The organism is Paenibacillus melissococcoides, from assembly GCA_944800085.1.
GTDB lineage: Bacteria > Bacillota > Bacilli > Paenibacillales > Paenibacillaceae > Paenibacillus_B > Paenibacillus_B melissococcoides.
This window is the reverse complement of record CALYLO010000007.1, coordinates 218,415-230,000: the sequence shown is the minus strand read 5'-3', so window position 1 is coordinate 230,000 and position 11,586 is coordinate 218,415. Positions and strand designations below refer to the sequence as shown.

10 protein-coding genes, 1 tRNA gene and 2 rRNA genes (1 of these 13 cut by a window edge) are annotated in these 11,586 nt (G+C 53.2%); all 13 read left to right on the top strand.

Annotated elements, in window-relative coordinates:
* Nucleotides 1-779, top strand: a 23S ribosomal RNA gene (locus OCY70_RS24105); it begins 2,147 nt to the left of the window's first position.
* A gap of 62 nt (nt 780-841) precedes the next feature.
* Nucleotides 842-958 (top strand): 5S ribosomal RNA (gene rrf, locus OCY70_RS24100).
* A gap of 1,001 nt (nt 959-1,959) precedes the next feature.
* Complete coding sequence (gene guaB / locus OCY70_RS24095; protein ID WP_213428540.1) at nt 1,960-3,423, top strand: IMP dehydrogenase; 1,464 nt, start codon at nt 1,960-1,962, stop codon at nt 3,421-3,423.
* Nucleotides 3,424-3,532: 109 nt separating this feature from the next.
* Entirely contained in the window at nt 3,533-4,942 is a 1,410-nt protein-coding gene (locus OCY70_RS24090; protein ID WP_249725141.1) for a D-alanyl-D-alanine carboxypeptidase family protein, read from the top strand.
* A 172-nt stretch (nt 4,943-5,114) separates the two neighbouring features.
* Complete coding sequence (gene pdxS / locus OCY70_RS24085; protein ID WP_213428595.1) at nt 5,115-5,999, top strand: pyridoxal 5'-phosphate synthase lyase subunit PdxS; 885 nt, start codon at nt 5,115-5,117, stop codon at nt 5,997-5,999.
* Between the two features lie 17 nt (nt 6,000-6,016).
* Nucleotides 6,017-6,610 carry a pyridoxal 5'-phosphate synthase glutaminase subunit PdxT gene (gene pdxT, locus OCY70_RS24080; RefSeq protein WP_213428544.1) on the top strand — a complete coding sequence of 198 codons (594 nt, stop codon included), beginning with the start codon at nt 6,017-6,019 and terminating at the stop codon, nt 6,608-6,610.
* A 154-nt stretch (nt 6,611-6,764) separates the two neighbouring features.
* Entirely contained in the window at nt 6,765-8,042 is a 1,278-nt protein-coding gene (gene serS / locus OCY70_RS24075; RefSeq protein WP_213428545.1) for a serine--tRNA ligase, read from the top strand.
* Between the two features lie 79 nt (nt 8,043-8,121).
* Nucleotides 8,122-8,210: transfer RNA gene (locus OCY70_RS24070), tRNA-Ser, on the top strand.
* Between the two features lie 144 nt (nt 8,211-8,354).
* Nucleotides 8,355-8,744: a hypothetical protein gene (locus tag OCY70_RS24065; protein WP_213428546.1), complete on the top strand. Its 390-nt coding sequence runs from the start codon at nt 8,355-8,357 to the stop codon at nt 8,742-8,744.
* The gene (locus OCY70_RS24060) at nt 8,728-8,892 is read left to right on the top strand and encodes a hypothetical protein (protein WP_213428548.1); all 165 of its coding nucleotides are present in this window, start codon (nt 8,728-8,730) and stop codon (nt 8,890-8,892) included. The genes OCY70_RS24065 and OCY70_RS24060 overlap by 17 nt, the downstream gene beginning before the upstream one ends.
* A gap of 27 nt (nt 8,893-8,919) precedes the next feature.
* A complete protein-coding gene (locus OCY70_RS24055; RefSeq protein WP_042227419.1) occupies nt 8,920-9,072 on the top strand; it encodes a small acid-soluble spore protein P in 153 nt (50 codons plus the stop codon).
* 364 nt (nt 9,073-9,436) lie between these two features.
* Entirely contained in the window at nt 9,437-10,267 is an 831-nt protein-coding gene (locus OCY70_RS24050; RefSeq protein ID WP_373871460.1) for a YitT family protein, read from the top strand.
* A gap of 148 nt (nt 10,268-10,415) precedes the next feature.
* Nucleotides 10,416-11,471, top strand: a complete 1,056-nt coding sequence (locus OCY70_RS24045; protein ID WP_213428549.1) for a DUF6612 family protein — start codon at nt 10,416-10,418, stop codon at nt 11,469-11,471.
* The last annotated feature ends 115 nt before the right edge of the window (nt 11,472-11,586 follow it).

Here is an 11,586-nt window from a genome sequence, read left to right as displayed (position 1 = left end):
GGATAGGTGGGAGCCTGGGAAGCCGGAGCGCCAGCTTCGGTGGAGGCGCCGTTGGGATACCACCCTGATCGTATCGGAGTTCTAACCTGGGACCGTGAAGCCGGTTCGGGGACAGTGTCAGGCGGGCAGTTTGACTGGGGCGGTCGCCTCCTAAAGAGTAACGGAGGCGCCCCAAGGTTCCCTCAGAATGGTTGGAAATCATTCGAAGAGTGCAAAGGCAGAAGGGAGCTTGACTGCGAGACCTACAAGTCGAGCAGGGACGAAAGTCGGGCTTAGTGATCCGGTGGTACCGCATGGAAGGGCCATCGCTCAACGGATAAAAGCTACCCTGGGGATAACAGGCTTATCTCCCCCAAGAGTCCACATCGACGGGGAGGTTTGGCACCTCGATGTCGGCTCATCGCATCCTGGGGCTGAAGTAGGTCCCAAGGGTTGGGCTGTTCGCCCATTAAAGCGGTACGCGAGCTGGGTTCAGAACGTCGTGAGACAGTTCGGTCCCTATCTGTCGCGGGCGTAGGAAATTTGAGAGGAGCTGTCCTTAGTACGAGAGGACCGGGATGGACGTACCGCTGGTGTACCAGTTGTCTCGCCAGAGGCATAGCTGGGTAGCCAAGTACGGAAGGGATAAGCGCTGAAAGCATCTAAGCGTGAAGCCCCCCTCAAGATGAGATTTCCCGCATTGGTAAGACCCCTTGAAGACGACGAGGTAGATAGGTTGGAGGTGGAAGTGCAGCAATGCATGGAGCTGACCAATACTAATCGGTCGAGGGCTTATCCTAACTAAGATGATTTGATGATTTTTACTTTCGCATTCAGTTTTTAAGGTACAATACCTTATCTGTTTGGTGGCGATGGCGGAGGGGTTCCACGCGTTCCCATCCCGAACACGACCGTTAAGCCCTCCAGCGCCGATGGTACTTGGACCGCAGGGTCCTGGGAGAGTAGGACGCTGCCAAGCAGACAAAGACCACTGACTTCTGTCGGTGGTTTTTTCTATATATTAAGGGAACGCGGGGAACCGGACAAGGCAGTGCAACCTGGAGGGGAATCGTTATCTAGGAGACATCTTCGCATCTAGAGGCATCATCAGATTCTGGAGGTCTATCCCATCCAGAGGCGTCATCGAATCAAGGAGGCGCCGTTGTTTCCTGGGATGTAGCCTCTGGGGTTGTGGCCTCCTGTGGTGAAGCGTGCAAGGGGATTGCTGCAATTCTACAGCATTTTCCGCTTCTCGATCCGCTATGGAGAGAAATTCCTGCAAATCTACATCATTTTGCTCGCAATTGCTCCCGCTTGAAGCAAAAAGGAGAAAAATCCTGCACTCTTGCAGGATCCCCTTTTTGGTGAAGTGGTGCATCCCGAAATCCTGCACTTTTGCAGGATTTCGTTTCCGGAATAGGCGTGTCCAGAGAAATTTTGCACTTTTGCAGGATGTTTCCGCAATTCCACATGTACGCGATAACGCCAAATAACGCCTTGTTAAATTGACATGCGTCGCAGATTCATACCAGAGGCTGCGGCTGAACGACGTACTCCGCAGGTGAATGCCAGAGCTCCGCTGAACGCGACATACCCTACCGGCTGCTTATTTCCGGCTTATTTCCGATAACCAATCCCCGGAAAAAAGCCATCCGGCCGCATCGAAATGCGCTCCTGCGCATAGAATCGGCTGGGAAGGGTCACCTTATGTGACAGGTTATCCGATCGGGGGCTTGGTCGCTAAGAGATTGTCCTTTTGTCGAATGTATTTGTGGAGTGGACAATCATCTGTCTGTAAGATTAATGAAAATAAATGAAAACAAAGTGCAGATTCCTGCCAACCTATCCTTGACAGGGGTAAAGCGCTTTGCTAAGATTGCAATTAATATATTGAGAGAGAGTATTTAATCAGCGGACAAGCCCGTCATGACAAGGGTTTGTCCGCTGAGTGCAACTTTACATTAAGGGAGGAACTTACTGGTGTGGGAGTCTAAGTTTGCAAAAGAAGGGTTAACGTTTGACGATGTGCTGTTGGTGCCTCGCAAATCGAATGTATTGCCACGGGAAACAGATGTATCTACGCAGTTGAGCAGCAAAGTAAAGTTGAACATTCCGATGATTAGTGCCGGGATGGATACCGTAACGGAAGCGCCGTTGGCGATCGCGATTGCGCGCGAAGGCGGAATTGGCATTATCCATAAAAATATGGCGATCGAACGCCAAGCCGAAGAGGTTGACCGCGTGAAGCGCTCCGAGAGCGGAGTTATTACGAATCCGTTCTCGCTGTCTCCCGAGCATACGGTAGAAGAAGCGGACCAACTGATGGCCAAATACCGGATCAGCGGCGTTCCGATTGTGGACGAGCAGCATAAGCTGGTCGGGATTTTGACGAACCGTGACCTGCGATTCGTCCATGACTACAATATCAAAATCAAAGAAGTCATGACTCATGAGAATCTGGTGACCGCACCCGTCGGCACAACCCTTCAAGAAGCAGAAATCATTCTGCAGCAGCACAAGATCGAGAAGCTGCCTCTGGTGGACGAGACGAACACGCTGAAAGGCCTCATTACGATAAAAGATATCGAAAAAGCAATCCAATACCCGCAAGCCGCCAAGGATGAGCAAGGGCGACTGCTCTGCGGCGCCGCCATCGGCATCTCGCAGGATACGTTCGATCGGGCGGCCGCGCTGGTGCAAGCGGGCGTTGACGTCATCGTCGTCGACTCGGCGCATGGCCACCACATCAATATTATTGAAGCGGTTCGGAAGCTGCGTGAGCTCTATCCGGACCTGACGATTGTCGCGGGCAATGTGGCCACCGGCGAAGCGACGCGCGACCTGATCGAAGCAGGCGCTTCGGTGGTCAAGGTCGGCATCGGGCCGGGCTCCATTTGTACGACCCGCGTTATCGCCGGTATCGGCGTACCCCAAATCACCGCGGTATATGATTGCGCTACGGTCGCACGCGAGTACGGCATTCCGGTGATTGCCGACGGCGGCATCAAGTACTCCGGCGACATTACGAAGGCGATCGCGGCAGGGGCAGCAGCCGTCATGCTGGGAAGCCTACTGGCCGGGACGGAAGAGAGCCCGGGCGAATCGGAGATTTATCAGGGCCGCCGCTTCAAGGTATACCGCGGCATGGGCTCCCTGGGCGCGATGAAGCGAGGCAGCAAGGACCGTTATTTCCAAGACAGCAGCAACGAGAAGAAGCTCGTGCCGGAAGGCATCGAAGGCCGCGTCGCCTACAAAGGGCCGCTGGCGGATACCATTCATCAGTTGATTGGCGGCTTGAAGGCCGGCATGGGTTATTGCGGCACGCATAATCTGACAGAGCTGCAGAACGATACGCATTTTGTCAAAATCTCGGGTGCAGGTCTTCGTGAAAGCCATCCGCATGATGTGCAAATTACGAAGGAAGCCCCAAATTATTCCTTGTAAAATATTAATATTCCGTTTTATCGACAAAAGAAGGCAGGGTGCGGCACCCTTGCCTTTTTTTGTCTGTCCCGCTGTGATAGAATAACATATGGATTCATTGGGAGAGGAGATGACGATAGTGTTGAAACAACAAGACGCGACAAGAAAAGGCAAGTGGAAGCGTATTATCGCTATTGCGACAGCTTGCCAGATACTTACCTTCACGCTGCTTCCATCGGCTGGCATGGTCGCTGCCGAAGCTGCTGCCCAGACAGCAGAGAAAGGGGAAACCGCAGCGAATAAGGGCGGGTCTGCGTCTGCGGTGAAGGCGACCAAGGAGTCGCTCAAATTGGAAGTAACATCGGCTATTCTAATGGAAGCTAGCACAGGACAAGTGCTTGTAAATATTGATTCGAATACCCCGAAGCCTCCGGCCAGCATGACCAAGATGATGACGGAGTACATCGTCATGGATAAGGTGAAGAACGGGGAGTTGTCGTGGGATGAAGAGGTCACGACGTCCGAGCATGCATCTCTGACGCGGGGCTCGAGCATCTTCCTCGCGGAAGGGGACAAGCATACGGTTCGGGATCTATATATCGCGATGGCGATCGGATCGGCGAACGACGCAACGGTAGCGCTTGCGGAGCGGATCGCGGGAACCGAGAAGGAGTTCGTCAACTTGATGAACGAGACCGCGAAGAAGCTGGGCATGACGACGGCTCACTTTATCAATTCGACCGGATTGGGCCGGGAGGATATGCCGGAGAAGTTCCGGCCGGAAGGGACGGATGAGACCGTCATGTCGGCCATGGACGTGGCGAAGCTCGTACGCGCCATTGTCATCAAGCACCCGGAATTCCGGGACTTCACGACGATCCAGGAATATAAGTTCCGCGAGCGTGACGAGACGCCGATTCAAAATCTGAACTGGATGCTCGAAGTGAACAAAGATATTCCGAACTTCAAACGGTATGCGTATCCGGGCCTGGACGGGATGAAGACGGGCTTCACGAACGAAGCGGGCAACTGCTTTGCCGGAACGGCGGAACGGGATGGCATGCGCCTTATCTCGGTCGTCATGGGCACGGATATTAACGATAAAGGAAAACGATTCGTAGAAACCGCCAAGCTGCTCGACCATGGGTTCAACAACTATGATGTCCAGACCGTCGTGGCTCCGAAGCAGGCGGTGGACGGCGTCGCAGCGGCTCCGATTAAGAAGGGCGTCTCGACCGAGGTGCCTGTTGTGCCTGAGACCGGCGTAAATTTCGTCGTGCCTAAGGGCGCCAGCACGGAAGGCAAAATTACGCATGAAGTGAAGCTCACTCCGGCCAACGAGTTGATTGCCCCAATTAAGAACGGGCAGAAGATCGGAACGATTACGTTTACGTACAAAGACAACGGCTTGGAACAGAAGAAGACCGTAAATCTGATTGCTTCCGAAGAGGTGGAAAAAGGCAGCTGGTGGCGGTTATTCTTCCGGGCAATCGGAGAATTTTTCGTCGATTTGTTCCAATCCATCAAAAATTTGTTCTAAAGGACGGTTTTGGCCGTTCCGGCCAGGCAATTCCGACAAAATCGGTTGTGTATTCCCTGTTCTATCATGTACAATAGGGGGATAGACCATTACGGTTCGCCCGACAGGCTGCAGCACGGGATGCTGAAGTTCCTCCGGGCATCATTACGATAGTAAATGGCGGGAGGCAGGCATAATGGAAACTGGTACAGCTCGTGTTAAACGTGGTATGGCAGAAATGCAAAAAGGCGGCGTCATTATGGACGTCATGAACGCGGAACAAGCGAAGATTGCGGAAGCGGCCGGCGCTACGGCAGTTATGGCTCTGGAGCGCGTTCCATCGGACATCCGCGCCGCAGGCGGCGTCGCACGGATGGCGGATCCTACGATTGTAGAGGAAGTCATGAAGGTTGTCTCCATCCCTGTTATGGCGAAGGCCCGCATTGGCCATTACGTAGAAGCCAAAGTATTGGAATCGCTTGGCGTTGACTATATTGACGAATCCGAGGTCTTGACTCCGGCGGATGAAGTGTTTCATATCGACAAGCAGGCGTTCACGGTGCCTTTCGTCTGTGGAGCGAAGGATCTGGGCGAAGCGCTGCGCCGCATCGGCGAAGGAGCGGCCATGATCCGCACGAAGGGTGAACCGGGAACGGGGAACATCGTTGAAGCTGTACGTCATATGCGCTTGATTAACAGCCAGATTCGCAAAGTACAGAACTTGTCGAAGGACGAGTTATATGCGGAAGCGAAAAACCTGGGCGTATCCTATGAGCTGCTGCTTGAGGTGCATGAGAACGGCAAGCTGCCGGTCGTCAACTTCGCGGCGGGCGGCGTCGCTACGCCGGCTGACGCGGCTCTGATGATGCATTTGGGCGCAGACGGCGTATTCGTAGGCTCCGGCATTTTCAAATCCGACAGCCCGGAGAAATTCGCCCGCGCTATCGTAGAAGCGACAACCCACTTCGAAGACTTCGCGCTGATCGCGGAAGTGTCGAAGAACCTGGGCACGCCGATGAAGGGGATTGAGATCTCCAAGCTGGCGCCATCCGAGCGCATGCAGGATCGCGGCTGGTAAGAAGGAAGGGAACAGGAATGAATATCGGGGTGTTGGCCCTGCAAGGGGCCGTCAGAGAGCATATGCGCAGCTTGGAAGCCATCGGAAGAACCGCGTTAGCCATCAAGCATCCCGAACAGTTGCAAGATGTGGACGGGTTGATTATTCCTGGCGGGGAGAGCACAACGATTGGGAAGCTGATGCGCAAATATGGTTTTCTCGAAGCAATCGGGTCTTTTGCCGCTCAAGGGAAGCCGATCTTCGGCACATGCGCCGGACTCATCGTGCTCGCGAAGCGCATCATGGGCCAGGGCGGGGCGGAAGAGCCGCATCTGGCGCTGATGGACATCACCGTGCGCCGCAATGCGTTCGGACGGCAGCGCGAGAGCTTTGAAACCGATCTGGACGTTATCGGGGTAAATGAGCCGGTACGGGCCGTATTTATCCGTGCTCCCCTTATTACGGAAGTTGGTCCCGGCGTAGACGTGCTGTGCAAAGTGAACGAGGAGATTGTCATCGCCAGACAAGGCCATTTGCTGGCCTGCTCTTTCCATCCGGAGCTGACGGAAGATGTTAATCTTCATCGGTATTTTGCCGATATGGTTAAACAGAGCGGAATTGCAGCAGGATAAAGATAGAACGCAATGAAAAAAACACCTTGACTTGCGATTCCTTCAAGGGACAGGTTGAGGTGTTTTTAATGAATCAGTCATAGAGGCAGAATCGGTGCTCCTTGCTTCGAGGAAGGGGCAATCGCCCTTTCTGCATGCGTAGGAGGAATCGGAAGTGTTAGATACGAGAGTATTGCGAAATGAGTTTGAGCGGGTAGAGCAAGCATTGGAGCATCGAGGCAAATCGAAGGATATGATCGCGGAGTTCCCGCAGCTTGATACCCGCCGCAGAGAGATGCTGCAGGAGACGGAGCAGTTGAAGAACCGCCGCAATGTCGTCTCTCAAGAGGTTGCGAAAAAGAAGAAGGCGGGCGAATCGGCCGATGATCTCATCGCCGAGATGCGCGAGGTCGGGGACCGGATTAAGGAATTGGATGAGGGAATCCGGAACATCGATGCCCAGATCGTCGAAATGACGCTGGCGATCCCGAACGTGCCGCATGAGAGCGTTCCTGTCGGTCTGAAGGAAGAGGAGAATGTGGAGATTCGCCGCTGGAGCGAGCCGACGTCCTTCGCCTTCGAGCCGAAGGCGCATTGGGATATCGCCCAGGACCTGGGCATCCTTGATTTTGAAGCGGCCGCCAAGGTAACCGGTTCGCGCTTCGTCTTCTATAAGAAGGCCGGCGCGCGACTGGAGCGGGCGCTCATCAGCTTCATGCTCGATGTACATACGATGCAGCATGGCTATGAGGAGATTATGCCGCCGCTTATCGTTAATCGGGACAGCCTCATCGGGACGGGACAGCTTCCGAAGTTCGAAGAGGATCTGTTCAAGCTGGAAGGGACGGACTATTTCCTCATCCCGACGGCGGAAGTGCCGGTCACGAATCTGCATCGGGAAGAGATTCTGAACGTGGAGGAGCTGCCGCGGTACTATACGGCATACAGCGCCTGCTTCCGTTCTGAGGCCGGAGCGGCAGGACGCGATACGCGCGGACTTATCCGCCAGCATCAGTTCAATAAGGTCGAAATTGTCAAGCTGGTGAAGCCGGAGGACTCGTATGAAGAGCTGGAATCGCTCACCCGCCACGCCGAGAACATTTTGCAGCAGCTTAAGCTGCCTTACCGCGTGATGGCGCTGTGCACGGGCGACCTGGGCTTCAGCTCGGCGAAGACGTACGATCTGGAAGTATGGCTGCCAAGCAGCGGCACCTACCGTGAAATCTCCTCCTGCTCGAACTTCGAAGACTTCCAGGCACGGCGGGCGAACATCCGCTTCCGCCGCGATGTGAAGTCGAAGCCGGAATTCGTTCATACGCTGAACGGTTCGGGACTCGCGATCGGCCGTACGGTCGCGGCGATATTGGAAAATTATCAGCAGGCGGACGGCAGTGTCGTCATTCCGGAAGCGCTGCGTCCGTATATGGGAGGATTGGAGCGTCTGACTCCGTAACCAAATATATACAGTTGCGCAGGGAATTCAATCATGCTAAAATATAGACTGTCCGACTTGAATCGGGCAGTCAACCAATGGAGAGGTACCGAAGCGGTCATAACGGGGCGGTCTTGAAAACCGTTAGGGTGCAAGCCCACGTGGGTTCGAATCCCACCCTCTCCGCCATTATAGCGATAATAACGAAGCCTTTGCCGGCATGGCAAAGGTTTTTTTGCATATACCGGCAATGAAGCAGTACGGGAGACCTCCGCCATGGTATAAAATCGGGGCCTGCGCCGCACACTGTAAAGGAATAGTGGAGGTGTGGTCATGAACGACAATGATATCGTACAAGTGGATCAGCATCAGCTTGTGGCTGCATGGCAGCAAACGTTGACGAACAAATTAGAGCCGGGCAACAAAGCCACCGTTCTGCCGGATGCCGCGGATCCGCACGCATTTCTCATTCATATCGACAGCGACGGGCGTCAGAGCTATACATTCGACTTCCACTGCAGCTATGTCGACTCAAGGGAGGTTGATCTGAAGCTAATCGATGTCGAGCGGGACGGCGTGCATATCGACGAACGAACACAACCGGTGCAGGAGATGGCGCAGGATTACATGAGACATATTCATGAATGCGCCCAGCATCTTCATGATCTGACCCATCATGGTGATACGACGGTAACGGAGGGTAATAATGGACAAGCGAAATAGGGATAAAAATTTACGCAACGTGGTTGATGATCTCGATACCGATCCGGTCAATTCGCATCATGCGCAGCAGATCCAGCAGGATAGCAATGACCGCAGGCATCAGGATGCATTGAATCATGACAAGCCTACCGATCTGGAGCACTATTAAATACGTTGGAAAGGAACGTGGTTTTCCATGAGCAAGCCGAAGTCAATCCCTGTTCCCGCCGCGGAGCAGCCGGTCCGCCATCATGAGGCGGAAGGCCGCAAAGGCATTCAAGAGCCGCTGTCGGGCTCCAAGAAGGTCAAGACCGCCAATCATGTAAGCCATAATAACCCGGAAGGCTGATCCAATCATCGAATCGCAAGCCTTCCTCCGCAGTGATTTCACGGCTTTCTTCCCTCGACGGGAGGAGGCCGTTTTTTGATCCAGGAATAAAGAAATTGAAAAATTTTTACCAACCCCAACCGAACCAGGCTCTATTCCGATATAATAATAGGTACGACATAGTAGAGAGGTGAATGCGATGACAGACTCCCAGAAGGAACAATCCGGATTTGCAGAACAATCGCAGCGCGCTTGCGATGAGCAAGCCGGCGCAGAACATAATAGCAACGCCATGTTGGCAGCGTCCATTCCGGGACTAGACCCTGTGGCGGCCGTGGCGGCGCTGCAGCCGTCTTACCAGCATACGAAGATGGGCTTTGCCAAGATGCTGCGCCAGATTATATTCATTGCGCTCGGCTCGATCATGATGGGGGTTGGGCTGGAATTATTCCTCGTTCCGAACCAGATTACCGATGGAGGAGTGACCGGGATATCCATTATTTTGTCCCATATCACATCCGTGCCCCTTGGCGTATTTCTCTTTCTCCTCAACCTCCCGTTTCTCATCATGGGCTACAAGCAGATCGGCAAAACGTTTGCGTTATCAACCTTGCTTGGCGTCGCTGTCATGTCGTTCAGCACCGCTTTGCTGCATCCTGTGCAGCCGTTCACGGAGAATACATTTCTGGCAGCGGTATTCGGCGGCATCATTTTAGGGATCGGCGTAGGCTTGGTGATCCGCTTTGGGGGCTCGTTGGACGGTACGGAAATCGTGGCCATTTTGCTGAATAAAAAGACGCCTTTTTCTGTCGGCGAAATCGTCATGTTTTTCAACCTGTTCATTCTGTCGAGCGCAGGCTTCGTATTCGGCTGGGATCGGGCGATGTATTCGCTGATTGCCTATTACATTGCGTTCAAAATGATTGATATAACCGTAGAAGGCTTGAACGATTCGAAAGCGGTATGGATTATTAGCGAGAACTATAAGGCCATCGGCGATGCGCTCCTGAGCCGGCTGGGCCGCGGGGTGACGTATATGAACGGGGAAGGCGGCTTCTCCGGCGACGAGAAGAAGATTATTTTCACGGTCATTACCCGCCTGGAGGAAGCGAAGCTCAAATCGATCGTCGAGGAGCAGGATCCGCAAGCGTTCCTGGCGATCGGCAATATCCATGACGTGAAGGGCGGACGCTTCAAAAAGAAAGATATTCACTAGAAAGCAAGGGAGTAGGACATTTTTCGCATGTCTATGCTGCAAGTCACGATTTTTAAAACTTTGGAACTCTTTTCAGAATCATTCGTATAGGTTAATATGGATTGGGTTATCAAGTCATGACTAATGGGATAGGGAGCTGAACGTAAACATGAAAAGATGGTACAAGGGCGCGTTGGCGATCTTCTTCGTCTTCGCTCTCATCATCACGGGGTGCGGGGCCAAAGCGGCTGCTCCAAGAGCGGCGGTTGAAGGCGCATTTGCAAAGGCGCTTGAATTGAAATCATATGGATTCGAAACATCCATCGTTATTGATGATTTGCAAATTAATGCTGCGAGCGCGACGGATCCGAACGCGCAGATGGTCATGAGCATGCTGAAGAATGCGGAGCTGAAAATCTCCGGCGCCGTACAGCAGGAGCCGCTGCAGCTTGAAGCGAACCTGGAAGTGAAGCTCCAGGGCGATATGGCCATGACATTCACGCTTCCACTGGTGATGACGGAAGACAAAATGTGGATTAAAGTGCCGAACATTCCGATGCTTCCGATGCCAACCGAGATCGTTGGCAAGTTCATTGAGTTCGACCTGAAGCAGTTGGCAGAAGAATCCGGCGAACCGATGCCTACGGCAGCAGATATGAAGACGATGCAAAATGCGTCCAACGATCTGGTGAAGGCCGTGCTTGGCAAGTTCGACGAGAAAGCGTTCTTCGTGAACGTCGACAAGAAGGAAGCTGCTCTGCCGGAGGGTCTCGATGTGAATCAAGTCGTGAAGTTCAACGTTAACAATGAGAACTTCGATCAATTCGCGACGACCTTGGTGAAGGAGGCGCTTCCTGCCGCGTTCGACGCACTGAACAAGGATGAATATCTCAAGCTGTTCGATCTGGAGAAGGCGGATATCGAAGAAGCGAAGAAGGAAATCGCTACGGATGAGAACGAGTTGAAGAAGGGTATTGCGGAGATTAAAGAAACGATGAAGATTAACGAGCTCAGCTTGTTGACTGCCATCAATAAAGACCAATATCCGACGTACCAACGTGCCGTAGTGAATCTGGAATTCACGGAAGATGGCGACAAAGTGAAAATCGCCGCCAAGATGACGAACCAATATACGAACATCAACAAACCGGTTGAATTCAAAATCGGCAAGCCAGCGGATGCCATTACGATGGACCAATTAGAGGAAATGTTTGCTGGATATTAATAACACAGCAAGTAGAGAACCGGCTCTCATGAACGAGAGCCGGTTTTTTGTTATGAAGGAGGCAGGTCAGCAGCTAGATTTGTCCGTCCTGGCAATCAACCACGAGTGATGTTGA